22 protein-coding genes and 1 tRNA gene are annotated in these 24,451 nt (G+C 55.6%); 16 read left to right on the forward strand and 7 right to left on the reverse strand.

Annotated elements, in window-relative coordinates:
- Window positions 1–68 precede the first annotated feature (68 nt).
- From A2V21_307690 to A2V21_307715, 6 genes are all read left to right on the forward strand, one after another.
- On the forward strand, window positions 69–2,351 hold the full coding sequence (locus A2V21_307690; GenBank protein ID OIJ74153.1) for a hypothetical protein: 2,283 nt from the start codon (window positions 69–71) through the stop codon (window positions 2,349–2,351).
- Window positions 2,348–3,181: a hypothetical protein gene (locus A2V21_307695; protein OIJ74154.1), complete on the forward strand. Its 834-nt coding sequence runs from the start codon at window positions 2,348–2,350 to the stop codon at window positions 3,179–3,181. Before A2V21_307690 ends, A2V21_307695 begins: the two co-directional genes overlap by 4 nt.
- A gap of 330 nt (window positions 3,182–3,511) precedes the next feature.
- The gene (locus A2V21_307700) at window positions 3,512–4,870 is read left to right on the forward strand and encodes a magnesium transporter (protein ID OIJ74155.1); all 1,359 of its coding nucleotides are present in this window, start codon (window positions 3,512–3,514) and stop codon (window positions 4,868–4,870) included.
- Complete coding sequence (locus A2V21_307705; protein OIJ74156.1) at window positions 4,867–5,634, forward strand: DNA repair protein RecO; 768 nt, start codon at window positions 4,867–4,869, stop codon at window positions 5,632–5,634. The genes A2V21_307700 and A2V21_307705 overlap by 4 nt, the downstream gene beginning before the upstream one ends.
- A 13-nt stretch (window positions 5,635–5,647) precedes the next feature.
- Window positions 5,648–5,851: a hypothetical protein gene (locus A2V21_307710; GenBank protein OIJ74157.1), complete on the forward strand. Its 204-nt coding sequence runs from the start codon at window positions 5,648–5,650 to the stop codon at window positions 5,849–5,851.
- Window positions 5,852–5,961: 110 nt separating this feature from the next.
- Window positions 5,962–6,852 carry a glycine--tRNA ligase subunit alpha gene (locus A2V21_307715; GenBank protein ID OIJ74158.1) on the forward strand — a complete coding sequence of 297 codons (891 nt, stop codon included), beginning with the start codon at window positions 5,962–5,964 and terminating at the stop codon, window positions 6,850–6,852.
- A 366-nt stretch (window positions 6,853–7,218) separates the two neighbouring features.
- Here the strand turns inward: A2V21_307715 and A2V21_307720 are convergent, their stop codons facing one another.
- From A2V21_307720 to A2V21_307745, 6 genes are all read right to left on the reverse strand, one after another.
- Window positions 7,219–7,884, reverse strand: coding sequence for a phosphate transport system regulatory protein PhoU (locus A2V21_307720; GenBank protein OIJ74159.1), 666 nt, complete (start codon window positions 7,882–7,884; stop codon window positions 7,219–7,221).
- Between the two features lie 30 nt (window positions 7,885–7,914).
- Complete coding sequence (locus A2V21_307725) at window positions 7,915–8,670, reverse strand: phosphate ABC transporter ATP-binding protein (protein ID OIJ74160.1); 756 nt, start codon at window positions 8,668–8,670, stop codon at window positions 7,915–7,917.
- Between the two features lies 1 nt (window position 8,671).
- On the reverse strand, window positions 8,672–9,514 hold the full coding sequence (locus A2V21_307730; protein OIJ74161.1) for a phosphate ABC transporter, permease protein PstA: 843 nt from the start codon (window positions 9,512–9,514) through the stop codon (window positions 8,672–8,674).
- 4 nt (window positions 9,515–9,518) lie between these two features.
- The gene (locus tag A2V21_307735; protein ID OIJ75107.1) at window positions 9,519–10,400 is read right to left on the reverse strand and encodes a phosphate ABC transporter permease subunit PstC; all 882 of its coding nucleotides are present in this window, start codon (window positions 10,398–10,400) and stop codon (window positions 9,519–9,521) included.
- 195 nt (window positions 10,401–10,595) lie between these two features.
- Window positions 10,596–11,633: a phosphate ABC transporter substrate-binding protein PstS gene (locus A2V21_307740; GenBank protein OIJ74162.1), complete on the reverse strand. Its 1,038-nt coding sequence runs from the start codon at window positions 11,631–11,633 to the stop codon at window positions 10,596–10,598.
- A 225-nt stretch (window positions 11,634–11,858) separates the two neighbouring features.
- Complete coding sequence (locus tag A2V21_307745) at window positions 11,859–13,031, reverse strand: hypothetical protein (GenBank protein ID OIJ74163.1); 1,173 nt, start codon at window positions 13,029–13,031, stop codon at window positions 11,859–11,861.
- Window positions 13,032–13,210: 179 nt separating this feature from the next.
- Between A2V21_307745 and A2V21_307750 the strand changes: the two genes are divergently transcribed.
- The 9 genes from A2V21_307750 (at window position 13,211) to A2V21_307790 (ending at window position 22,573) form a co-directional block, all read left to right on the forward strand.
- Entirely contained in the window at window positions 13,211–14,494 is a 1,284-nt protein-coding gene (locus tag A2V21_307750; GenBank protein OIJ74164.1) for a glutamate-1-semialdehyde-2,1-aminomutase, read from the forward strand.
- Between the two features lie 203 nt (window positions 14,495–14,697).
- Entirely contained in the window at window positions 14,698–15,282 is a 585-nt protein-coding gene (locus A2V21_307755) for a phosphoheptose isomerase (protein ID OIJ74165.1), read from the forward strand.
- A gap of 12 nt (window positions 15,283–15,294) precedes the next feature.
- Complete coding sequence (locus A2V21_307760) at window positions 15,295–16,239, forward strand: hypothetical protein (GenBank protein ID OIJ74166.1); 945 nt, start codon at window positions 15,295–15,297, stop codon at window positions 16,237–16,239.
- Entirely contained in the window at window positions 16,236–17,624 is a 1,389-nt protein-coding gene (locus A2V21_307765; GenBank protein ID OIJ74167.1) for an argininosuccinate lyase, read from the forward strand. The genes A2V21_307760 and A2V21_307765 overlap by 4 nt, the downstream gene beginning before the upstream one ends.
- A 196-nt stretch (window positions 17,625–17,820) precedes the next feature.
- Window positions 17,821–19,095, forward strand: a complete 1,275-nt coding sequence (locus A2V21_307770) for a diaminopimelate decarboxylase (protein OIJ74168.1) — start codon at window positions 17,821–17,823, stop codon at window positions 19,093–19,095.
- A 5-nt stretch (window positions 19,096–19,100) separates the two neighbouring features.
- The gene (locus tag A2V21_307775; GenBank protein OIJ74169.1) at window positions 19,101–19,922 is read left to right on the forward strand and encodes a diaminopimelate epimerase; all 822 of its coding nucleotides are present in this window, start codon (window positions 19,101–19,103) and stop codon (window positions 19,920–19,922) included.
- Window positions 19,923–19,925: 3 nt separating this feature from the next.
- Complete coding sequence (locus A2V21_307780) at window positions 19,926–20,819, forward strand: 4-hydroxy-tetrahydrodipicolinate synthase (GenBank protein OIJ74170.1); 894 nt, start codon at window positions 19,926–19,928, stop codon at window positions 20,817–20,819.
- A gap of 3 nt (window positions 20,820–20,822) precedes the next feature.
- On the forward strand, window positions 20,823–21,626 hold the full coding sequence (locus A2V21_307785) for a 4-hydroxy-tetrahydrodipicolinate reductase (GenBank protein ID OIJ74171.1): 804 nt from the start codon (window positions 20,823–20,825) through the stop codon (window positions 21,624–21,626).
- A 182-nt stretch (window positions 21,627–21,808) separates the two neighbouring features.
- Window positions 21,809–22,573: a hypothetical protein gene (locus tag A2V21_307790; GenBank protein ID OIJ74172.1), complete on the forward strand. Its 765-nt coding sequence runs from the start codon at window positions 21,809–21,811 to the stop codon at window positions 22,571–22,573.
- 180 nt (window positions 22,574–22,753) lie between these two features.
- Here the strand turns inward: A2V21_307790 and A2V21_307795 are convergent.
- A tRNA-Thr gene (locus tag A2V21_307795) sits at window positions 22,754–22,828 on the reverse strand.
- Window positions 22,829–22,927: 99 nt separating this feature from the next.
- Here A2V21_307795 and A2V21_307800 point away from each other — a divergent pair.
- Complete coding sequence (locus A2V21_307800) at window positions 22,928–24,379, forward strand: hypothetical protein (protein OIJ74173.1); 1,452 nt, start codon at window positions 22,928–22,930, stop codon at window positions 24,377–24,379.
- Window positions 24,380–24,451: the final 72 nt, after the last annotated feature.

Genomic DNA, 24,451 nt, shown 5'->3' on the forward strand with positions numbered 1-24,451 from the left:
ATGAGCTGAACGGCTTGTCAGGACCAAACCCGGTCCGCGGAACTCCGGCGGACTTCAAGAGGCTAACAATGACCGAACTTGAAGAGATAAAAGAGAAGCTTACACCAGCCGCTCGCAGGGTCCTGGACGCCGCCATCGAGGAGAGTAAAAACCGCCAGCACTATTACCTCGGTGTTGAGCATCTGTTCCTTGCGTTCTCCAAGGTCGAAGAACACTTCTTCCGCGAGGTTATGGAAGACCTTAACCTCGACGTCTACCACGTAATCAACTTCCTCAACGAACACTTGAACGTATCCAGGCAGTACATCGGCCTGGGCCTAAAGATACCCCCGGCTACAAGGAACGTATTCAGGCTCGCCCGTGAGGAGGCCCAGAGGTGGGGGCGCGACGAGCTTGATTCCACCGACCTCTTCATCGCCATATTCCAGGAGAACCACAGCCTTCCGGCAAAGGTCTTCAGGAGCTTCGGCCTCGATCCAGACTACGTTATGCGGAGGATCACCGTCAAGGTCCGGAGCAAGGAGGAGATGGAAGAGGAGCTCAAGAAGAAATACGAGCTGCCGCCTAATCTTAAGCATTTCGCCGTGAACCTCAATAAGCTCGCCCGCTTCGACAAGCTCCCTGTCATTATAGGCAGGGACGACGAGATAGACCAGGTTATGGAGATACTCTGCCACGTAGACCGGTCCAACTCCGTCATGATAATAGGCGAGCCGGGCGTGGGCAAGACCGCCGTGGTGGAAGGGCTCGCGAGGAGGATAGAGCTCGACCCGAAGAGGGTGCCGAAACGCTTACGCGACAAGCAGATAGTGAACCTGCAGATGAATTCCATTGTGGCGGGCACCATCTTCAGGGGCATGTTCGAGGACAGGATAGAGAAGATAATAAAGGAGATAAAGGAGAGGAAGAACATCATATTCTTCATCGACGAGGCCCACACGCTCATAGGCGCGGGCTCGGCGATGGGGGTGCCTTCGGACGCAGCCAATATTTTCAAGTCGACCCTTTCCAGGGGCGAGGTGCAGATAATAGGAGCGACCACGCTCTCCGAGTACAAGGAGTTCATAGCCGAGGACGAGGCGCTCGCCAGGCGCTTCAGGCTCGTGAATATAAAGGAGCCTTCCGTAGAGGAGACCAGGAAGATACTCTACGGCATCAAGCCGAGGCTTGAGAGGAGCTACTCGGTCAAGATAACGAACGAGGCGGTAGAGACCTCCCTTGACATGAGCCAGAGGTACATGAGGGGCCTCAAGATGCCTGACAAGGTCATCGGATGGCTCGATACCTCCTGCGTAAAGGTAGAGATAAACAGGCCCACGGAGCCGGTAAAGTCTGACGACGTGATCGAGGTCATCTCCCAGGAGACCCGGATACCCAGGGACATGATATTCAGGGATACCGTCGGCAGGTTCAAGGATATGGAGAAGACGCTGACGAAGAGGATCGTAGGGCAGAAAGAGGCCATCGCGGCTCTCTCCAAGAGGCTCAGGCTCAACAAGGGGCCTTTAAAAGAGAACTTCTCCAGGCCCGACGGCGTGCTCCTTTTCCTCGGCCCCACCGGGGTTGGAAAGACGGAGCTGGCCAAATCTCTCGCGGATTTCCTCTTCGGCGACGAGAAGAAGATGATACGCATCGACATGAGCGAATATAAGGATTCCGCCATAGCGGTCGACAAGCTCATAGGCATGCCGAGGGGCATAGTCGGTTCTGAAAGAGGCGGGCTCCTCAGTAACCCCGTGCGCGAGAACCCCTACTCGGTAGTCCTTCTCGACGAGATAGAGAAGGCGCATCCCTTCGTCCTGAACCTCTTCCTGCAGGTATTTGACGAGGGCTGGCTCACCGACGGCAGGGGCAAGAGGGTCTACTTCAGCGACACGGTCATCATAATGACCAGCAACCTCGGTTCCGACGTCTTCAAGAAGTACGTAAAGCCCCTCGGCTTCATGCCGGAGAGCGAGGTCGACGCCAGGTCGTACAAGAAAGATATAATGAAAGAGGTCGAGAACGCCCTTAGCCCCGAGTTCCTTAACCGCATCGACGACATAATCGTCTTTACGCCTCTTACCATGGGCGAGGTGAGGGAGCTTACATACATGTACCTGGAGAAGATCCGCGAGCACATGGAGGGCTACGGCAAGCACCTCGCGCTCTCGGACAGGGCGATAGACCTCCTGGTCGAAAAGGGATATAATCAAAAATATGGAGCAAGGTTCCTGAAGAGGCACGTAGACGAGCTGGTCAAGGTCCCCGTGACCCTTAAGTGGAAGGAAGGGGATTACTTCAGGATAGACGTGAACGAGGACGAGATAATGGTAGAGGTCTCCAACATAAACGAGCCGGCGCTGGCATGATAAAGACGATACTCGTACCGCAGGACGGGTCAACATACGGCAAGGCCGCGCTGGACTACTCCAAATGGCTTTCGGGGAGGTTCGGCGCCGGCCTTGTCGGGCTTCACGTGGTCGATGTGGTCTCTCTCGAAGGGCCGTTCCTTCACGACATATCCGGCTCGCTCGGCTTCGAGCCGTTCCTTAACTTCTCTACGAAGATGAGGGAGGCGCTCGAGGCCAGGGGCAAGACCATACTCGCCGCCTTCGAGGAGGCCTGCAGGGAGACCAAGGCGCCCTGCGAAAGCCAGATAGCCTTCGGCATAGTCGCCAACGAGATAGTGGACAGGGCCAGGGTCGCCGACCTCGTCGTTGTTGGCAGGCGCGGGGTCAACGCCAAATTCGAGTACGGCCTGCTGGGCTCTACCACGGAGAGCGTCCTCCGGAGGTCGCCCAAGCCGGTCCTCATCGTGCCGGAGCGCTTTACAGAGCCGAAAAATCCGCTGCTGGCCTATGACGGCAGCGCGAACGCGAGCAGGGCCATGCACTCTGCCGCAGAATGGGCCGCAACGCTAAATCTGCCGCTTACGGTCCTTGCTGTATCTTCAACAGAGGCTGAAGACCCGATCATGAACGACGCGAGGAGCTATCTTAAGCCCTACGGCATAAAACCTGTTTTCGTCTACCACAAAGGCGACCCGCCCATCGTGATAGAGAACTTCTACAGGGACAACGGCCACGACCTTCTTTTCATGGGCACATCCCACCATTCGAGGCTCGTGGAGATGGTCCTCGGCTCCACCACCGAGCATGTCATGCGGACCGTTGCCGGGCCGTTCTTTCTGGAGAGGTAAGAAAGCATGCTGATTCTGTTCTTGACGCTCGCGGGTCTTTTTCCTGTTTTCTTTACTCTTCTTCTATTGCAGGTTCAAAAAGAAACTTACCTGGAAAGCGGCCTAAAAGAAATGGCATGGGATATCCTCGTCCAGCTTGTCCCACCTTAGACCCATAGGATTTTTTTTATTTCTAACTTATCCCCCTATTCCCCTGTTGACTTATCCCGCCTCTGGTGCTAATTTTTTTAGAAGGCTGCAGAACGTGAATCCGCCTGCCGGTTTTTGCCGAAGGACCGCGCGAATCCTGTTCCGGACCAAAAAAAACATCATCATTCAAGGGCTTTGACCATGGGCGTCGAGGTCAAAAACGACCACATAGACGAGGTCAGGGGCTACCTCGAGGCCGACCGGGAAGAGGAGATAAGCGCTCTTCTTTCCACCCTCCATTCCTCTGACATCGGAAGGCTTCTCAAGTCGCTCGATGACGAGGAGGCTCAAAGGGTCTTTAAGCTCCTCTCCCCTGAGCAGGCCTCGGCCGTCCTCCTTGAGATAGACGAGCGTCTCCGTAAGGCCCTCATCTCATCCATATCCTCGGAAGAGCTCATCGAGGTCGTCCATGAGATGGAGACCGACGACGCGGCTGACGTCATCTCAGAGCTGCCGGTCGAGGACGCCAAGCAGGTACTCGAAGGCATCGACAGGCACGAGGCCATCGCGGTACAGAAGCTCCTTGTCTATCCAGAGGACACCGCCGGCGGAAAGATGCAGGCCGAGCTCGTCTCCGTGCACGAGACAGCCACGGTGGAAGAGACCATCGAGGAGGTCAGGAAGAAGGCCCGGGAGATAGATAACATATCAAACGTCTTCGTCGTCGACCACGAAGGCGTTCTCATGGGGGTAGCTCCGCTCGACAAGCTCATCCTGGCCAGGCCGAAGACCAGGATACTTGAAATAACCAACAGGGACGCGGTAAGGGTGGCGACAGACATGGACCAGGAGGAGGTCGCCAAGCTCTTCCAGAAATACGACCTCGTCGCCGTGCCCGTCGTAGACCATGACGGCAAGCTCGTCGGCAGGATAACGGTAGACGATATAGTGGACGTCCTCGAAGAGGAGATATTCGAGGACTTCTACAAGATGGCCGGGTTGAACGTAGAGGACCGGGCGCTCGACCCGGCTAACCGCTCCATCAGGATGCGCGTGCCATGGCTCCTCGTTAACCTCGCCACCGCCTTCCTGGCCGCGAGCGTGGTAAAGCTCTTCCAGGAGACGATAGCGCAGCTGGTAGTACTCGCGGTGCTCATGCCCATAGTCGCAGGCATGGGCGGGAACGCCGCCACCCAGACTATCACGGTAGTGGTAAGGGGGCTTGCCCTGGGCGAGCTTACGCTCAAGAACGCCAAGTGGGTGCTCTTCAAGGAGGCGCTTGTGGGCCTCTCGAACGGGTTCGTTACAGGGGCTGTGGCTGCCCTTGCCGTATATATCTTCGGGGGCAAACCGATTGTGGGGCTCATCCTTTTCCTCGCGATGACGGCGAACCTCTTTATAGCAGGCTTTATCGGGTCCCTCATACCTATTGTGCTTACAAAACTCAAGTTCGACCCTGCCATCTCATCGAGCATCTTCGTTACGACATTTACCGACATAGGCGGGTTTTTTACCTTCCTCGGCCTCGCGACCATCTTCATGAAGATGGGCTTGCTGTGAAGCGCGGGCTCTACAGGGGGCGCGCCGTTGTCCTCAACTCGCTCGACTACGGGGAATCGGACAGGATACTCACCTTCTGTACCCTTGAGCACGGCAAGCTCCGTGGCATAGCCAAGGGCGCGCGCAGGTCGAGGAAAAGGTTCGTCGGAAACCTCGACCCGCTCTCGCATATCGACCTCATATTTTTCCATAACGACGGCAGCGACCTGGTGCGCGTCGAGGACGCGAAGCTCGCAGATGCCTTCGCGCCGCTCAAGGCCGATATAGAAAGCCTCGCCGACTCATGCTATCTGCTGGAGCTTACCTCGGAGATGACAAGGGAGGGGCAGTCCCTCCCTGCCGTCTATCATCTGCTGGTAGAGTTTTTAAAGATGCTCGAGGCGAAATCCATCGGGCAGGAGGCCTTGAGGTTCTTCGAGATACGGCTGCTGGCCATTACCGGCTACCTGCCGCACCTCGGCGGGTGCGTCTCTTGCAGGGAGAAGACAGACGGGCAGAGGATATATTTCAGCTCGGAGAGGGGCGGGCTGGTCTGCAGGAGGTGTTCAAGCGGCCTCATTGGTCTTATCCCGCTCTCTCCCGGCACGGCGGGCCTTCTTTCAATGGCCGCGCGCCTCGATGGCGAGAAGCTAAAGCGCCTTAAGCCGGGGCAGGCGTTTCTTGACGAGAGCGAGCGGCTTCTATATGACTTCATAAAATTCCAGATAGGGAAGGAGCTTAAGACCAGGCGCTTTATGATCAAGCTCAAAAGCGCCTGGGCCTGAAGGGGGAAGCAGGATGGAGGCAAACGCGATACCGGTATTTATCATTGCTTACGTGCTTGTAGTGGTCTTCTCTCTTATCGGCGATGTCACGGCCAGAAAAGAGGGCGCGCTAAAACTGCCTAACATAGGAAAGAAGATGCTCAGGAGCGCGGCCTATCTCGCGCTCATCGTAGGGGCTTTCGTGGCGTATACATGGCTGACGGGCCAGTGGAAGTGAAGCCGCGAATCTTCCGCCATACGCTTTAAGCGTGAAATTCCGTTTTTGACTTCCATGTGCTCTTTTTTGTAGAATGTATTTTTAGATAACCCTCGTTGGAGGAACTGAACATGTATTTCCAGGACGTTATCTTGAATCTCCAGAGGTTCTGGTCTGAAAGGGGCTGTGTACTGATGCAGCCCTATGACATGGAAAAGGGCGCGGGAACCTTCCACCCGGCTACCTTCTTAAAGGTGCTCGGGCCAGAGCCATGGAAGGCCGCTTACGTCGAGCCTTCGAGGAGGCCGACCGACGGCAGGTACGGCGAGAACCCGAACAGGCTGCAGCATTACTATCAGTTCCAGGTGATCCTGAAGCCCTCGCCGGAGGAGATACAGGAGCTATACCTCGATAGCCTCAAAACGCTCGGCATCGACCCTCTCGCCCATGACATAAGGTTTGTCGAGGATGACTGGGAGTCGCCCACTCTCGGCGCCTGGGGGCTCGGCTGGGAGGTCTGGCTCGACGGCATGGAGATAACACAGTTCACCTACTTCCAGCAGGCGGGTGGCATTGACCTCAAGCCGGTCGCGGGCGAGATAACCTACGGCCTCGAGAGGATAACCATGTACCTTCAGGGCGTCGACAATGTCTACGACCTCCAGTGGTCTAAGGACGTGAAGTATGGAGACGTCCATAAGCAGACCGAGATAGAGTACTCGAAGCACAACTTCGAAGAGGCGGATACGAAGATGCTCTTCACCCTCTTCGATATGTATGAAAAGGAGAGCTTTAGCCTCCAGGAGAAGGGCTTGTATCTTCCGGCCTATGACTATTGCCTCAAGTGCTCGCACACTTTTAACCTCCTTGACGCGAGGGGGGCGATAAGTGTGGCGGAGCGGACCCGCTTCATCGGCAGGGTGAGGGCGCTCGCCAGGGGCTGCGCCGAGGGGTATCTCAAGACGAGGGAGGCTCTCGGCTTCCCGCTCCTCAAGGGAGAAGGGGTAAAGGCGGGGGCGTAAATCGTCGGAGACCGGATAATAATAGCGGGTTCAGGTTTTAATATGTCATTCTGAGCGTAGCGAAGAATCTTGTGGTTTGATAAAAATGTGAAAGCACTTATAGATTCTTCGTCGCCTTCGGCTCCTCAGAATGACAGACTTCCCTCACCCCGCGCTTCGCTTCCCTCTCCGAGGGGAGAGGGTCAAAATAAAAAGGCGAGGTCTTTGACCTCGCCTTTTTCAGTTTAGCAATCGACCTGATCAGGAACGTAAGAAATGGCTTTAGACAAGGCGGACGACGAGGAAAACCGCAGGCGTACCCTCTGCGGTACGTCGAGGATTTTCCGAGGAGTACAACGCAGTATAAAGACATTTATTGCGTTCGGGTCAATACTTCGAGACGTTCATCTCCTCCATCTTGCCCGTTACCATATAAACGACCCTCTCCGCTATGTTCGTCACCCTGTCCGCTATCCTCTCTATATTGTGCGCGGCCCAGATGAGATAGGTGGCGTCCTTTATGAGCTTCGGGTTCTCTATCATTAGAAGCACAAGGTCGTTATATATCGTGTCATAGTAGGCGTCCACCACGTCGTCCTCGTTGCAGATATTCCGGGCCGTCTCGATGTCCCTTTCGATGAAGGCCTTCATGCACCGTTCAAGCATCGAGGTCGCCTTCTCGGCCATCTTCGGCATATCGACGAGCGGCTTAACAAGCGGTTCGTTCCCGATGGCGAGGCTTATCTTCGCTATGCCCTCGGCGTGGTCGCCGATGCGCTCGAGGTCGGTTATGATGTTTATTATCGCCGCGAGTATGCGCAGATCTACGGCCATCGGCTGCTGTGTCGCTATCAACCGGATGCACTTCTCCTCTATCTCGAAGCGCTTCCGGTTCACCTCGATGTCGTTTTGGACTATCTGCCGGGACCTCTCAAGGTCCCTCGCCTTCAACGCCTCTATCGAGCCTTTTATGGCTGTATCGACCATTGCGGCCATGCGCTGAACCTCGCCTTCAAGCTCGGTAATAGCCCTGTGGTATGCCTCGCGGGTCATCTTCCCTCCTTAATGCCGGGGCTTCAACCCCTAGCCGAAACGTCCTGTGATGTAGTCTTCCGTTAGCTTGTTCGCCGGGGCGGTAAAGATCTTCTCGGTCGTGTCGAACTCGACCACCTCCCCGAGCATGAAGAACCCTGTATATTGAGAGACCCTGGCGGCCTGTTGCATGTTATGGGTGACGATGACGACCGTGTAGTCATGCTTGAGCTCGGTCATCAGGTCCTCTATCTTTGCCGTGGCTACTGGATCGAGCGCTGAGCAGGGCTCGTCCATGAGTATCACATCCGGCTCTACGGCCACGGCCCTCGCGATGCAGAGCCTCTGCTGCTGGCCGCCCGAAAGGGAGAGCGCGGGCTCATGGAGCCTTTCGCTTATCTCGTCCCAGAGGGCAGAGTCCTTCAAGGCCTTCTCGACCCTTCCGGAGACCTCGCTCTTGCTCTTTATGCCTATGAGCTTCAAGCCGAAGGCGATGTTCTCGTATATGGACATTGGAAAGGGCGTGGGCTTCTGGAAGACCATGCCGACCTTGCTCCGAAGCTTTATGAGGTCGAGACCCTTCTCAAGGAGGTTCTTTCCGTCGAGCAGCACCTCGCCCTCGTACCTGTTCCCCGGGTAGAGGTCGTGCATCCTGTTGAGGCACCGTAAGAAGGTCGTCTTGCCGCACCCGGACGGGCCTATGAGGGCGGTTATTTCCTTGTCCTTTACGTAAAGGCTTACGTCCTTGAGGGCGTGCTTTTCGCCGTACCAGAAGTTGAGCTTGTTTATCGTGAACTTGTATTTCATGCTAGCCTGCCTTGCCTCTCACTATTATCCTCGAAAATATCGTTACAAGCAACACCATAGCCGTAATAAGGAGGGCCGCCCCCCATGCCTTCTGGTGCCAGTCGTCGTAAGGCCCCATCGCGTAGTTGAATATGGTGACCGTAAGCGTTGCCGTTGGCTCTGAAAGGTTGAAGTTCCAGAAGGAGTTGTTGAAAGATGTGAAGAGCAATGGCGCCGTCTCTCCTGAGACCCTTGCCACCGCCAGCATGACCCCGGTCACTATGCCCCTTATCGCCCCCCTGTAGACGACCTGCACCGTCACTTTCCAGTGGGGCGCGCCAAGGGCAAGGGCGGCCTCCCTGGTGGCGTCAGGCACGAGCTTGAGCATCTCTTCCGCCGTGCGTATGACGACAGGGAGCATTATTATCGATAAGGCCACGGCGCCCGCTATGGCCGAGAAGCCGCCCAGGGGTTTCACGAGAAGGGCGTAGACGAATACGCCGATGACTATGGAAGGGGCGCTTACGAGTATGTCGGAGGTGAACCTCACGACAGAGGCCATCCTGCTCTTGCGGCCGTACTCTGAAAGGTATGTGCCAGCCAATATGCCTGCCGGAACGCCTATGGCGGTGGCGATAAAGGTGATGAGGACCGTGCCGAAAATGGCGTTCGCGAGCCCCCCGCCTTCCATGCCAGGGGGAGCCGGAAGCTCGGTAAAGAAGTCCAGGTTTATCGCCTTGAAGCCGAATACGAAGACGTCTTTCAATATCCAGAAAAGGAAGAATATGCCGAATACGGCTGAAAGGAGCGATACCGTGAGCGCGGCGTAGTTGGCTGTTTTTCTTTTGAGGTAATGTAGGTACATGTTCTTAAAACTGCCCGCCCTTGTATGAGTATTTGGCGATAAGGAGCTTGGCGATAGCGAGCACCACGAAGGTTATGAGGAAGAGGATGAGCCCCAGCTCCACGAGGCTTGAAAGATAGAGGTCCTCGACCGCCTCCGTGAACTCGTTCGCGAGTGTTGCCGATATGGACGTGGCAGGCTCTAAAAGCGACATGCGTATCTTCTGGGCGTTGCCGATGACGAAGGTTACGGCCATCGTCTCTCCAAGGGCCCTGCCGAGCCCGAGGATCACCGCCCCGACTATCCCGGAGCGGGTGTACGGGAGGACGATCTTCCGTATGACCTCCCATTTTGTGGCCCCAACGCCGTAGCCCGATTCCTTGAGCATGGGAGGGACCATCTGGAATATGTCCCTCGATACCGAAGATATGAACGGGATTATCATTATCGCGAGTATGAACCCGGCGGGCAGCATGCCTATACCTAAGGGCGCGCCGGAGAAGAGCGGGAGGCCTCCGAGGTACTCGATGAGGAACGGCTCGACGCTGTCTGCGAGGAATGGCGCGAAGACGAAAAGCCCCCACATGCCGTAGATGATGCTCGGTATCGACGCGAGCAGCTCGATCGCGGACCCTATAGGCACTTTAAGGCGCTTGGGAGCCATTTCGGTCAGGAATATCGCTATGCCGAGGCTTACTGGCACGGCTATGACGATGGCTATGATGGATGATACGAGCGTCCCGTAAATGGAAGGCAGCGCCCCGAACTCAAGGGCAACGGGGTCCCATGTGCTGGAAAAAAGAAAGCCGAAGCCGAAGGCCTTGATCGAAAGCCACGACTCCTTCAAAAGGACGATAAAGATAAGCGCCATAAGGGCTATGACCGATGCTGCGGAAGACCAGGCCATGCCCTTGAAGACGGCGTCCCCTATCCTTGCTGAATTGTATTTTTGAGCGTTCAAATCATCCCCAGGCGCGCGGTTTTGCGCGCTACCCGCCCTTCTTTTTTTTATGGTCTCAGCGTCCGGCATTGATGTTAATAGAAAACGGGTGCGCCTTCCAGAAAAATCAGGAGCCGCCGGAGAGCGGCTCCTTCTAATTGTCTATTTGCCCCAGACCGGCTGTGAGGCGCACTTTATCTCTTTTGCCCAGGCGGCCTCCATAAGGTCGCTTACGTTTTTGGGGATAGGCACATAGTCGAGAGATTTTGCCATGGCGCCCCCGTTCCTGTAGGCCCAGTCGAAGAACTTCAATACCTCTTTGGCCTTACCGCAGTCCTGCGGGTTTTTCTGCACCAGTATGAAGGTGGCGCCTGCGATAGGCCATGAGCTTTTGCCGGGCTGGTTGGTGAGGACCACCGAGAAGCCGGGCGTGCCCTTCCAGTCGGCGCTTTCCCCGGCGGCCATGAACGTATCTATCGATGGGGAGACAAAGTTGCCGGATCTGTTGTTAAGCTGGGTGTAGACGAGCTTGTTCTGCAGGGCGTAAGCGTACTCGACATAGCCGATGGTGTTCTTTATCCTCTTTACGTAGGTGGCAACCCCCTCGTTCCCTTTGCCGCCAACGCCCACCGGCCAGTTTACGGCTGTGCCGAAGCCGACCTTCCCTTTCCAATCGGCGCTTACGCTGTTAAGATAGTTGGCGAATATCCAGGTCGTGCCGCTTCCGTCAGAGCGGTGCACAACGGTTATCTTCTCCTGAGGGAGCTTTACCCCGGGGTTGAGGGATGCTATCTTCTGGTCGTTCCAGCTCGTGACCTTTCCGAGGTATATGTCGGCAAGGACCTCTCCGGTGAGCTTAAGCTCACCGGGCTTTACCCCCGCGAGGTTTACAACAGGGACGACCCCGCCTATGGCCATGGGGAACTGCATGAGGTCGGACTGAGCGAGCTCCTTTGGAGCAAGCGGGGCGTCAGAGGCGCCGAAATCAACCGTCTTTGCCGTTATCTGCTTTATCCCGCCGCCGCTGCCTATAGACTGGTAATTGAGCTTAAGGCCCGTTGTCCTGGCGTACTCATAGGCCCATTTGGAGTAGAGCGGGTAGGGGAACGTCGCCCCGGCGCCGTTTATAAGCTCTGCCGAGGCTGCGCGAAAGCTTAAGCCAAGAAAGAGGACCGCAAGCAGGATCAGGTATTTTTTCATCTTTTCTATCCTTTGTTTTTTTCTTTTAAATGTAATGGATGAATGTTACAGCCGTGTTACAGGAATGTTAAGGGTATGAAAAAAGGCGGAAGGGCTTACATTATGGTGTAAGTATGGCATTTTAAGCTGTTTTTAAATGAACTACCGCTGGCCAGGGTGCGGGTATATTCCCCCGGAGCCCCTCCCCCGCTAACGGGAGGGGACTTCAAACGGCTCTGCAAGGACTTAAAAATATAGCTGCCCCTGCAGCTGTACTACATCCTTGCTGTCGGCATTGGCAAGCTTACCCGTGGCGTTGGGCTCGTACTCGGTGTGTACCCAGTCTGCCTGTAGTTTCAGGCTGTGCCCCTTGCCGTACCAGTTCACCCCCAGGGTCGTGCTCTTCTCCTTCTTATCGCTCGCCTCCGAGTCCTGGTCATAGACCTCGTACCTGGCAACAGGCTCTATATTGAGGCCCTCTATAAAGTACCCCGCCTGGGCATACCAGCCCAACGGGTTCTTTTTAGCGATAGCAGGGTCGCTCGATTCCATCTTCCAGTTTATATACTCTACGGTGGCGGTCAGGCCTTTATAATGGCCTGAGAGGTCGGCCTCCCAAAGGGTGCGCTCCTCATCGAAGCCGTTCTCCTGGTATTCGATGGCGCCCTGCCTCGCGAAGCTTGTGCCTAATGTCAGGTGCTGCCCCTTGCCCAGATAGGAGCCGGTCTTTTTCTTCTCCACCCAGCCGGGTAGCGATAGGTCTGTCCTTACCGCTAACAGAGGCTGGGCCTTGAATACAGTCCTTCCGGTCTCAATCGTCTCTCCGGTCTGCCATCCGTCCGCAACGGAGGCCTCATAGGCGATAGCGCCGTCAAAAAATCTTCCGAATATAGACGCTTTAGGCTGGAAATAGGCGTTTGTTGCCCCGAATATGTTCTTGCCCGCGTCGCCTGAGGCGGTAGCCTCTACGAAGAGATGGGTAGAGTCAGAGGTAAGAAAGTCCCTTGAGAAAGGGAGCTTGAATTTGCCTATGAAGAAGGAATAGGCTTCAGCGGGCTCCCAGGTAAGCCACACGTACTTTACGGATACCTTGTTTGTGTTCCCGGTCTTCTCCCACTTGTCGCCGTCGAGGGTAAGGTTGTACCTTATCTGCTTCGAGAGGAGGTTGCCCGTCATCTCAAGGCGTATCCTTCTAAGGTAGAGGTCGCTGCTGCTTTCGTAAGCTGTACCGTCCCTGTCCTCGATTATATCGCCGGCATCGAGCCTGGGCTGGAACCTTATCCTTACCGTAAGATCGCTCTCGCCCTGAGTAAATGTGACCCCCTTTGTCTCTTCGCCGAAGTAAAAATCTTTCGCGAAGGCCGGGACGGCTGAACCTGCCGAGGTGAGTAAAAAAACGATGAGCAGACTTCTTTTCATGCAGACCTCTTTTTTTAGAACGGCGCGTTTGCCATTTAAGCCCGATTATGGCATAACTCGGTAAGTTATGTAAATAGAAGCGAAAAACGCGCAGAAATTGGCGTTGACACGGATTTGCCCATTCGGGTAGGATATACGGCTAAAGCGACCTCAGAAATTAATGAAAAAAGGAGATAGTGATGGGGACGAAAAGATCCGCTCAGATCCTTAAAAAGGCAGTGAGGCTCATCCCGGGAGGAGTCAACAGCCCAGTAAGGGCCTTCAAGGCCGTGGGCGGAGGGCCGGTCTTCATCTCCAAGGCCAGGGGCTCCCGGATATACGACGTAGACGGGAACGAGTATATAGACTACATAGGCTCCTGGGGCCCCATGATACTCGGCCATGCCCATCCCAGGGTCTCTGCCGCCATCAAAAAGGCGGTCGACAGGGGGACCAGCTACGGAGCGCCGACAGAGCTTGAGGTCACCCTGGCCGAGCTTACGCTCAAGGCCTTCCCATCGATGGAGATGGTCAGGTTCGTAAGCTCCGGCACAGAGGCCACGATGAGCGCTCTGAGGCTTGCCAGGGCCTTTACCGGGCGTGACGGGATAATAAAGTTCGAGGGCTGCTACCACGGTCATTCCGACAGCCTCCTCGTAAAGGCAGGCTCAGGCGCCGCCACGCTCGGAGTGCCTGACAGCCCCGGCGTTGTCGCCTCTCTCGCCAAGCATACCTATAACGCGACCTACAATGACCTGGCCTCGGTAAGGGCCATATTCGAGAAGGCTCCCAAGGGCATAGCCTGCGTGATAGTGGAAGGCGTGCCAGGCAACATGGGCGTAGTACTTCCCAAAGAGGGTTTTCTTACCGGCCTCAAGGCGCTCTGCAAAAAGTACGGGGCGCTCCTTATAATGGACGAGGTCATGAGCGGCTTCAGGCTCTGCTACGGCGGGGCTCAGAAGGTATATAAGATAGACCCCGACATTACCTGCCTCGGGAAGGTCATAGGCGGGGGGCTCCCGGTAGGCGCCTTCGGGGGAAAGAGGGCCATAATGGAGCGGCTTGCCCCCTCAGGGCCTGTCTACCAGGCCGGCACCCTCTCCGGAAACCCGCTCGCCATGACCGCCGGTATCGAGACCTTGAAGCTCCTCCAGCGCAAGGGTCTATACGACAAGCTCTACAAGTCAACGGACTTTCTTGTCGAAGGGATAGGGGAGATAGCGAAAAGGCGGGGCGTGCCGGTGCATACGGCCGTGGCAGGCTCGATGTTCACGGTATTCTTTTCCGGCAAGCCTGTAACAAACTGGCAGGACGCGAGCAGAGCTGATACCGCGAGGTTCGGTAAATACTTCACCAGGATGCTCAAGGGCGGCATATATCTTCCGCCGTCGCAGTTCGAGGCCGTCTTTGTCGGGCTCGCCCACACCAGGGCAGACCTTACAAAGACGCTCGAGGTAGCGGACAAGGCCTTCAAGGGACTGTAAAAGGCATGAAATAAGTCCATTTGAGCGGCCTGCGCTAAATCCAGTGTTTTTTAGCAACCAGCTAAAAAAGAGTTTTAAAATGCAGAGCCCCGCCTTTAGAGGCGGGGCTCTGCATTTTCAGCGCCCTTTTTCCTTGACTCCAAAAGAGGCAGAAGATATTATTTTATTTCCTGCCATAATCAACCGAAAGCCCGGGAAAAAGTATGAAAAATGACGAGATAGTCTCAAGATCGTTTACCGAGAGCATCCAGGCGAAGCAAGGGTTCCTTACACCCGAGAACGTCTCGAAGACCGTAATATCCGCGGAGCTTGTTGCCGCCTCCTTCAGGAAGGGCGGAAAGCTCATCATAGCGGGCAACGGCGGCTCAGCCGCCGACGCGCAGCACCTCGCGGCCGAGTTCATAAACAGGTTCGAGATAGAGAGGCCGCCTTTGCCGGCCCTGGCCATAACGACAGATTCGTCCGATCTTACGAGCATAGGGAACGACTACTCATTCGACCAGGTCTTCTCAAAGCAGCTCCTCGCCCTCGGGAAACCCGATGACGTCTTCCTGGCCATAACCACCAGCGGCAACTCGCAGAACATCCTTAAGGCGATCGAGGCCGCCGAGACCATAGGCATGAAGGTAATAATACTCACGGGCAAGGGCGGCGGGCTCCTTTCTGGAAAGGGCGACGTATTTGTAAACGTAGACGCCAGGAGGACCGCCAGGATACAGGAGGTGCATATCACCTTCGGCCACGTGGTCTGTGAGCTTGTAGACCATATGCTCTTCCAGAAAGTTTAGGATAACCTCAGGATGAAGTTCAAACCTATCTCCTCCAAGGGCCTCAAGACATACTCTATCAAGGATAGAAAGAGCAAGGTAAGCGTCGGGGATTTTGCCTCCTGCGCGAAAAAGGGCGGGAGTTTCGCAGGCTTCCTCGGAAGCCTGCCCGGCATACTCGCGGCAAAAGACCTTTTGGAGGTGGCCGCCGCTGTAACAAGCGCCCATGGGAACAAGAAGACGGTCGCCCTCGGCATGGGCGCGCACGTCATCAAGGTCGGGCTTAGCCCGCTTATAATAGACCTCATGGAGCGCGGGGTCATAAATTCTGTCGCGATGAACGGCGCGTGCGTTGTCCATGACTTCGAGACGGCCTTTGCCGGGTGCACCTCCGAGGACGTAGACGCCGAGCTTGGAAGCGGCGCTTTCGGCATGGCCGAGGAGACCGGAAGGCTCATCAATCAGGCGATAAAGAAGGGCGCTAAAAAGGGGCTCGGGGCGGCGGTAGGCTCGATGATAGCGAAATCCAGCTTCCCTCATAAGGACAAGAGCATACTCGCCGCCGGCAGCAGGCTCGGCGTGCCCGTAACCGTGCACGTGGCCCTTGGCACGGATATCATACACCTTCACCCGCAGATGGACGGGGGCGCAACAGGCGAGGCCTCGACGATCGATTTCAGGATATTCTCTTCGGTCGTATCTACCCTTGCCGGAGGCATGTATATAAATATCGGCTCAGCGGTCATAATGCCCGAGGTATTCCTCAAGGCCTTGACGCTCGTCCGTAACCTCGGCCATGACGTAAAGGGCTTCTCCACGGTGAACATGGACTTTTTCCAGCACTACAGGCCGCTTACGAACGTGGTGAGAAGGCCGACCATGGGCGGCGGCGGCAAGGGATACAGGCTTACCGGCCATCACGAGATAATGGTGCCGCTACTGTACGGGGCTATAATAGAGGGCTTGGGGAAGAGATGAAGAAGAAGGCCTGGTCAGGAAGATTCAAGGAATCTACGGACAAGCACGTTGAGGAGTTCAACGCCTCCATCGGCTTTGATAAGCGGCTTTTCAGCCACGATATCCGGGGCTCCATCGCCCACGCCAGCTTGCTTGTGCGGGCGGGGATACTCAAGGAGGCCGAGGCTAAGCGGATAATCGCGGGCCTCAAAGAGGTTGAAAAGGAGATTGCCGCCGGAAAGTTGAAGCTCACGCCTGAGCTCGAGGATATCCATATGGCGGTGGAGTCGCGCTTGACAGAGAAGATCGGCCCGCTTGGCGGAAAGCTCCATACCGGGAGGAGCAGGAACGACCAGGTCGCCGTCGATATAAGGCTTTATCTGAAGGATGAGATATTCGAGGTCCTGAACCTCGTCCACGGGTTTAAAAGGGCGCTTGTAGAGGTAGCCGGGAAAAATCTCGACGTCATCATGCCGGGCTATACACATCTGCAGAGGGCGCAGCCCGTGCTCTTCTCCCATCATCTCCTCGCCTACTACGAGATGTTCAAGCGCGACACCGGCAGGCTTCTCGATTGTCTTGAGAGGATGGACGAGATGCCGCTTGGCGCTGGAGCGCTTGCCGGAAGCCCGTACCCGCTCGACAGGAAGTACGGCGCCAGGCTCCTCGGCTTCGCCCGTGTCACGGAGAATAGCCTCGATTCTGTAAGCGACAGGGACTTTATAATCGAGTTCCTTTCCGCGGCGTCCATCATCATGACCCATTTTTCCCGCCTCTCGGAGGAGATAATACTCTGGTCCTCGCAGGAGTTCGGTTTTATCGAACTGTCCGATGCCTTCTCAACGGGCTCATCGATAATGCCCCAGAAGAAGAACCCGGACGTGGCCGAGCTTTCAAGGGGCAAGGCTGGAAGGGTGTACGGGCATCTCGTATCACTTCTTGCAATGATGAAGTCGCTCCCCCTTGCCTATAACAAGGACATGCAGGAGGACAAGGAGCCGCTCTTCGATACGGTAGACACCCTGAAGATAGTCCTCAAGGTCTACGGACCGATGCTCGGGAGCATGAAGGTAAATAGCGAGAAGATGCTCGCGGCAACCGGCGCGGGCTTCTTAAACGCCACCGACGCCGCCGACTACCTTGTAAGGAAGGGCATGCCGTTCAGGGAGGCGCACGAGGTCGCCGGCAGGGCGGTCGGTTACTGCATAGGCAGGAATAAGACCCTCGAAGGGCTCGATATCATGGAATGGAAGGCGCTCTCTCCCCTTTTCGGAGATGACATAAAGGCGGCTGTGTCGATAAAGAGGTCGCTCGGCGCGAGGAAGGTCTACGGCGGCACAGCGCTTGAGACGGTAAAAAAGAGGCTCAAGACGGTAAGGAAGGAAGTGGAAGGGGGGTGCTGCTGATGCGTTACGTTTTACTGCTCGCGCTCATGATCTCGCTTGTGGCAGGTACTGCTTCATGCGGCAAGAAAGGCCCGCCAGAGCCCCCTGACGACACCGCACTCTTCAGACGGTGAACGGGGCGTCTAATTTCTTTGAAGAGCCGTTCTTCTTGTTGTAAAATAATAATCTTATTCAGACGCTTTCGGAGGATAAACGGATGCACTTTTTCGACTACAAAGGCAGGAGCTTCTACGCTGAGGGCGTCCCGGTTGAGCGTATAGTAAAAGAGATAGGCACGCCTGTCTATATATACAGCCAGAAGACGCTAAAGCGCCACTTCAGGGCCTATGACGAGGCCTTCTCTGGCGCGCCGCACCTTATCTGCTATTCTATCAAGGCGAACTCCAATCTCTCGGTGTTGAAGACCTTCTCCGAGGAAGGCAGCGGCTTCGATATCGTCTCGGGCGGCGAGCTCTTCAGGGCATTGAAGGTTGGCGCCTACCCCGGTAAGATAGTCTTCTCAGGCGTGGGCAAGAGGGCTGACGAGATAGAGTACGCTCTAAAAAGCGGGATACTCATGTTCAACGTCGAATCCCCCGAGGAGCTTCGCGCGATAGATAAGATCGCCGGGAGGCTCAGGAAGAAGGCTGGCATAGCGATAAGGGTCAACCCGGACGTAGACCCCAAGACCCATCCGTACATATCGACAGGGCTCAAGAAGAACAAGTTCGGCATAGAGACAGCCGAGGCCTTCAAGGAATACCTCTACGCCAAAAGGAAGCTTGGAAACGTAAACCCCATCGGCATAGACTGCCACATAGGTTCTCAGATAACGCAGATCGGGCCATTCGTAGACGCCCTCAAAAAGACCACCGGCCTTCTCAAGATGCTCAGGGCCGAAGGTGTAGAGATAAAGTACCTGGACATGGGCGGCGGCCTCGGCATCACCTATGATAAAGAGACGCCCCCGCACCCGAGCAGGTACGGCGAAGCGGTACTGAAGGGGACAAAGGGCCTAGGGCTTACGCTCATATTCGAGCCGGGCAGGTCGATGGTCGGTAACGCCGGTATCCTCGCCACGACCGTCGTCTACACCAAGAAGGGCACAAAGAAGAACTTCATAATAGTAGACGCCGCGATGAACGACCTCGCAAGGCCCAGCCTCTACGGGTCGTATCACGCCATAAAGGCGGTAAAGAAGAACGGGAAGAGGGAGATAACCGCCGATGTCGTCGGCCCCATCTGCGAATCGGGCGACTTTCTCGCGAAGGACAGGGAGGTGCCTGCCGTGAAGGCTGGCGAGTCCCTTGCCGTCATGAGCGCCGGGGCATACGGCTTTTCGATGTCTAGCAACTATAACACGCGCCCGAGGGCGGCGGAGGTCATGGTAAGCGGGCGCGAGTTCTTCGTCGTAAGAAAGAGGGAGGGTTTAAACGACCTCCTTGCCGGCGAAGAGCTTATTGTGAAGAAGAAAGCTGCCAGGAGAAGATAGACCGCATGAAGATCAACTTCACCAAGATGCACGGCCTCGGCAACGACTTCATAGTCCTTGACGCGCGGAAAAGGGATCTGTCCAATACCGTAAAGGTCGTAAAAAAGCTCTCTGACCGCAGGTTCGGCGTGGGCTTTGACCAGGCGCTCATCCTCAAGGACTCGAAGAAGGCCGACTTCAGGATGGATATCTACAACAACGACGGCGGCAGGGTAGAGATGTGCGGCAACGGCATACGCTGCCTCGCGCAGTATATCTGGACCAACAGGCTTTCAAGGAAGCCCCGTTTGGACATTGAAACGCTCGCCGGGATCATAAGGCCCGAGAAGGTCGGCGCGCTCGTAAGGGTCGACATGGGAGAGCCGGTGCTCGAAGGCAAGCTCATACCGACTATCGTCGAGGGCGAGATAGTGGACAGGAGGCTTGCCATAAACGACAGGACCTTTGAGATAACCTGTGTCTCCATGGGCAACCCGCACTGCGTCATCTACGTCGACGACGTAGACGGCTTTCCGGTCGAGAAGTACGGCTCTCAGATAGAGGTCAACAAGTTCTTCCCGAAAAAGACGAACGTAGAGTTCATAGAGGTCCTCGGGAGGACGAAGATAAAGATGAGAGTCTGGGAGCGCGGCGCGGGAGAGACCCTTGCCTGCGGCACCGGCGCTTCGGCGGCAGCCGTCGCGTCCATCATAAAGGGCTATACCGGCAACAAGGTAACGGTGCTCTTGCGGGGCGGCAGGCTCGTTATTGAGTGGTCGAAGAAAAATAACCACGTCTACATGACAGGTCCGGCTGAAGAGGTATTCACCGGTCAGGCGGAGGTCTAAAAGATGGATCTCAAGTTTACAGGTTCTATAACGGCCCTGGTCACGCCATTCAGGGACGGGGTCATAGATGAGGCGGCCTTTGGAAGGCTCATAGAGTTCCAGATAGCCAACGGCACCGACGGCCTGGTCCCGTGCGGCACCACGGGCGAGTCCGCGACACTTTCCTACGAGGAGCACTACAGGGTAGTGGAGCTCACAATAGAGATAGCCGCGAAAAGGGTCCCGGTAATAGCGGGGACGGGTTCGAACTCCACAGCCGAGACGATAGTCCTCACGAAGCACGCTCAAAAGGCCGGGGCGGATGCCGCACTCCTCATAACCCCGTACTATAACAAGCCTACCCAGCAGGGACTCTTTGAGCATTACAAGAAGGTTGCCGAAGAGGTCTCGATACCGCTTATATTGTACAACGTCCCGGGGCGCACGAGCGTGAACATGCTTCCTGAGACGGTGGCCAGGCTCTCTCTTCTAAAGAACATAGTCGGCATAAAAGAGGCTACCGGAGACTTGAAGCAGGTGAGCGACACTATCGAGATGTCCAGGAAGGGCTTCATCGTCCTCTCAGGCGACGATTTCACCACACTGCCTCTGCTTACTATAGGCGGCCACGGGGTCATCTCTGTCACCTCGAACGTTGCGCCCGGCATGATCTCTGATATGATTAAGGCGTTCGCCGGGGGGGACCTCGAGAAGGCGCGGGAGCTGCATTACAGGCTCCAGCCGCTCCACAGGGCGATGTTCATCGAGACCAACCCGATACCCGTCAAGACCGCCCTCGCGATGATGGGCATGGTCAAGGATGAGTTCAGGCTTCCGCTTGCCGGGATGAATGACGCGAACAGGCAAAAACTCGCAACCGTTATGGGCGCGTTCGGGCTCATGCCGAAAGGGGCTTAACAGATGATAAAGGTCGCGGTAACCGGCGCCGCAGGCAGGATGGGCAGGGCGATAATAAACTCGATAGACCAGAACCCCAGGACAGAGCTTGCCGGGGCGCTCGAGAGGGAGGATTCCCCTTTTACCGGCAAGGACGCCGGTGAGATCATCGGCATAGGCAAGATGGGCGTCAGGATAATGGAGGACTCTGAAAAGGCCTTCAAAAAGGCCGACGTAATAATAGATTTCAGCACCCCTGAAGCGACCATGAAGATACTCGAAGAGGCCGTAAGGTCGGGCAAGGCCATGGTCATAGGCACAACCGGTTTTTCGCTCCACCAGAGGGATGAGATAAAGGAGCTTGCCAGGGGCGCGAGGGTCGTTATGGCGCCCAACATGTCTATCGGGGTAAACCTCCTTTTAAAGCTCGTGCACGAGGCAGCGACTGTCGTGGGAAGGGAATATGACATGGAGATAATCGAGGCGCACCACAGGCTTAAAAAGGACGCGCCTTCGGGCACGGCCCTGAAGATAGCAGAGGTGGCCGCTAACGCAGTCGGGCGGGACCTCGAAAAGGTCGGCGTATACGAAAGAAAGGGCATAATCGGCGAGAGGAGGCCTGAGGAGATAGGCATACAGACTATCCGCGCCGGGGATATAGTCGGGGACCACACGATAATCTTCGCAGGCCCCGGAGAGAGGGTGGAGATAACCCACAAGGCCTCCTCAAGGGATACCTTCGCGGCCGGGGCTGTGAAGGCCGCCGTATGGGTAATGGACAAGCCCAACGGCCTTTACGATATGCAGGACGTGCTCGGCCTTAAATGACCGGCAGACTGCTGAAAAAGTCCATCTGCTTCGTTGGCTTCAGAAGCTCGTAGTAGCGGCGTACATGAAGAGTGCGCCTCCTGCCTCGCCCCCCGATTTAATGGTGCCTCGCATCTGGAGCTTTTTGAGCAGTCTGAATAAATTCGAGTTTTTCAGCGATCTGTCAAAACAAAGGAGTTTAAATGAAAAAGAATATAACGCTCATCCTCTTCGCGCTCTTCCTTGCGTTCAACGGTGGAAGCGCCCTTGCCTTCCAGGGGGCCACGACCGGCAAGTGCGCTGACTGCCACAACCTTTCTAAAGAGGAGGCGGCCAAGCTCCTCAAGGCCGACGTCTACAAGGCCCAGATAAAGGACGTGCGCTTAAGCCCTGTGAAGGGGCTCTGGGAGGTCGAGGTAACGCAGGTAGACAAGACCTTCATCATCTATGTCGACTTCGCCAAGCAGCACCTTGTCGAGGGCAGGTTTACGGAGCTGGCGCAGCTCGGAGAGAGCAAGCCCTTCAAGAAGGTCGATCTCAAAAAGATACCTCTCGATAACGCTATAATCGTCGGGAATCCGAAGGCGGAGAAGAAGGTCATCGTATTCGACGACCCTGACTGCCCTTATTGCTCCAAGCTCCATGAGGAGATAAAGAAGATAGTGGCAAAGAGGAGCGACATCGCCTTCTATATAAAGATGTATCCGCTGGCGATACACCCGAACGCCTACGAGAAGAGCAAGTCTATAGTCTGCCAGAAATCCGCCAAGCTCCTCGACGACGCCTTCGCAGGCAAAAAGCTCCCCAAGGCTGAGTGCGATACCCAGGAGATAGACAACAACATCAAGCTGGCTGAAGAGCTCGGGATAAGCGGCACACCGGGGCTCATAATGCCGGACGGAAGACTGTTCCCTGGATACGCCTCTGCCGAGGTGCTTTTAGGAGTCATAGACAACCCGCAGCCCTGAGCTTCCAGGGGTCCGGGCTTAAACCCCCGGGCCCTAAAGAAAGCTAAAGTCCTGCCATCCATCTTCCGAAGAAGATAATATCCCCATAGATTTTCAACAATTGACTTGACTTTTGTGCCAGTAAAAGGATATCTATCAGAAAAGATATTGGCACATTGCAGGTATGCGAAAGAGAATGGATGGAGCCGGCGGGGGGAATTGAACCCTCGACCTACTGATTACGAATCAGTTGCTCTACCCCTGAGCTACGCCGGCGTTAAAGTACTAAATGGTAAGTCAATGGGCGTGATTTGTCAAGGTCTTTGAGTGCCCAGGGCTCTTTACCGCCGCGTCTTTCCTAAGGAAAAACAACAAATGTGCCTGAATATCCTCACAAGAGAGATGGCGAACTGCAATAAGGTACTTATCATAGAAGATAGCCTTACCAACAAGGCCATCCTTGAGGATATCCTCTCCCATAACGGTTTTGAGACCAGGTCCGCTTCCGACGGCAAAGAAGGGCTTAAGCTTCTCGGCGAATGGGCCCCGAACGTCATCCTCCTCGACATCGTCATGCCAGGGATGGACGGCTTCAGCGTGTGCAAGGAGATAAGGCGGATGGATATCCATCCGAGGCCCTCCATCGTGATGGTCTCGGTAAAGGCAGATAAGGAATCTATTGTCAATTCGCTTGCTTGTGGCGCGGACGACTTCATAACAAAACCGATCAACGAGGCGGAGCTCATCGCGCGCGTGCGGGCTCAGCAGAGGATCTGCGATTTCAACCGCGAACTGGAGGAGGATAAAAGGAACTTGGAGACTATCCTTGATATTACGGGCACGATGTCCGCGTCCCTCGACCCCTCTGAAGTCCTGAGCACCATAGTCACCAAAGTGGCCGATGTGACCCAGGCCGTAAGGTGCTCGATAGTGCTGATAGCGACCGAGGAGAACGAGGGCTACGTCCTCGCCTCTCATGAAGACCCAATGATTAGAGAGCTCAAGATAGACCTGTCCAGATACCCTGAGATAAAGCAGGTCATAGCCACAAAGACCCCGCTCGCCATTGAAGATATCGTCAACAGCCCCATAATGCACCCCGTAAAGGATTCCGTAAAAGAATTCGCCGGGATGAGCATGCTCATCGTGCCGATAGTCTTCAACGACGAGGTCCTGGGCACGCTCTTCCTCCGGACGAGGAAGAAGGTGCACGGGTTCGCTCAGAAGGAGATAGACTTCTGCAGGATAGTCGCGAACGCCTCATTCCACGCGCTCCGGAACGCGCGCCTTTTCGAGAAGGTCGTAAAGGAGAAGGACTACTTAAAAGAGATGGCGGTGAGGGACCACCTCACCAACCTCTATAACCACAACTTCTTCTACTCAAGGCTCGATGAGGAGTTCGAGAGGGCCGTGAGGTACGAAACGCCTCTCTCCCTCATAATGCTCGACATAGATAACTTCAAGCAGATAAACGACACCTACGGCCACAGGGTGGGCGACATGGTCTTGAAGGAGATATCGGCCCTCATAAAAAAGGGCGTGAGGAAGACGGACATAGTCGCCCGCTACGGCGGAGAGGAGTTTTCGGTCATACTCCCCCATACTCTTTTGAAGGGCGCCGTAGATGAGGCCGAAAGGCTCCGCGAGATGATAGACAACCACGCCTACGCTGGGCTGGTGAACCACAGGGTGACGGTGAGCGTCGGGGTCGCCTCATATCCGCAGAAGGGGGCCATGAACTCCGGCGACCTTGTAAACTATGCTGACGACGCCCTCTACAAGGCCAAGTGGAGCGGAAAGAACTGCGTTAAGGTGGCTGAGGCGTAAGCCTCGTAATACTCCAAAAAACAAAAAGGCGGGCATTTTGCCCGCCTTTTTTATCTTCTTTTTGCGTAATAA

It is taken from the genome of Deltaproteobacteria bacterium GWC2_55_46 (assembly GCA_001595385.3).
In the GTDB taxonomy this organism is placed as follows: Bacteria; Desulfobacterota; GWC2-55-46; order GWC2-55-46; family GWC2-55-46; genus UBA5799.

Excerpts from the sequence above, each read along its gene's own strand:
- A2V21_307780 (OIJ74170.1), top strand. The coding sequence starts at position 19,926 with ATGGATCTCAAGTTTACAGGTTCTATAACGGCCCTGGTCACGCCATTC.
- A2V21_307765 (OIJ74167.1), top strand. The coding sequence starts at position 16,236 with ATGAAGAAGAAGGCCTGGTCAGGAAGATTCAAGGAATCTACGGACAAG.
- A2V21_307720 (OIJ74159.1), bottom strand. The coding sequence starts at position 7,884 with ATGACCCGCGAGGCATACCACAGGGCTATTACCGAGCTTGAAGGCGAG.
- A2V21_307750 (OIJ74164.1), top strand. The coding sequence starts at position 13,211 with ATGGGGACGAAAAGATCCGCTCAGATCCTTAAAAAGGCAGTGAGGCTC.
- A2V21_307700 (OIJ74155.1), top strand. The coding sequence starts at position 3,512 with ATGGGCGTCGAGGTCAAAAACGACCACATAGACGAGGTCAGGGGCTAC.
- A2V21_307800 (OIJ74173.1), top strand. The coding sequence starts at position 22,928 with ATGTGCCTGAATATCCTCACAAGAGAGATGGCGAACTGCAATAAGGTA.
- A2V21_307695 (OIJ74154.1), top strand. The coding sequence starts at position 2,348 with ATGATAAAGACGATACTCGTACCGCAGGACGGGTCAACATACGGCAAG.
- A2V21_307690 (OIJ74153.1), top strand. The coding sequence starts at position 69 with ATGACCGAACTTGAAGAGATAAAAGAGAAGCTTACACCAGCCGCTCGC.
- A2V21_307790 (OIJ74172.1), top strand. The coding sequence starts at position 21,809 with ATGAAAAAGAATATAACGCTCATCCTCTTCGCGCTCTTCCTTGCGTTC.
- A2V21_307770 (OIJ74168.1), top strand. The coding sequence starts at position 17,821 with ATGCACTTTTTCGACTACAAAGGCAGGAGCTTCTACGCTGAGGGCGTC.
- A2V21_307740 (OIJ74162.1), bottom strand. The coding sequence starts at position 11,633 with ATGAAAAAATACCTGATCCTGCTTGCGGTCCTCTTTCTTGGCTTAAGC.
- A2V21_307710 (OIJ74157.1), top strand. The coding sequence starts at position 5,648 with ATGGAGGCAAACGCGATACCGGTATTTATCATTGCTTACGTGCTTGTA.
- A2V21_307715 (OIJ74158.1), top strand. The coding sequence starts at position 5,962 with ATGTATTTCCAGGACGTTATCTTGAATCTCCAGAGGTTCTGGTCTGAA.
- A2V21_307755 (OIJ74165.1), top strand. The coding sequence starts at position 14,698 with ATGAAAAATGACGAGATAGTCTCAAGATCGTTTACCGAGAGCATCCAG.
- A2V21_307725 (OIJ74160.1), bottom strand. The coding sequence starts at position 8,670 with ATGAAATACAAGTTCACGATAAACAAGCTCAACTTCTGGTACGGCGAA.
- A2V21_307730 (OIJ74161.1), bottom strand. The coding sequence starts at position 9,514 with ATGTACCTACATTACCTCAAAAGAAAAACAGCCAACTACGCCGCGCTC.
- A2V21_307745 (OIJ74163.1), bottom strand. The coding sequence starts at position 13,031 with ATGAAAAGAAGTCTGCTCATCGTTTTTTTACTCACCTCGGCAGGTTCA.
- A2V21_307735 (OIJ75107.1), bottom strand. The coding sequence starts at position 10,400 with ATGGCCTGGTCTTCCGCAGCATCGGTCATAGCCCTTATGGCGCTTATC.
- A2V21_307775 (OIJ74169.1), top strand. The coding sequence starts at position 19,101 with ATGAAGATCAACTTCACCAAGATGCACGGCCTCGGCAACGACTTCATA.
- A2V21_307785 (OIJ74171.1), top strand. The coding sequence starts at position 20,823 with ATGATAAAGGTCGCGGTAACCGGCGCCGCAGGCAGGATGGGCAGGGCG.
- A2V21_307760 (OIJ74166.1), top strand. The coding sequence starts at position 15,295 with ATGAAGTTCAAACCTATCTCCTCCAAGGGCCTCAAGACATACTCTATC.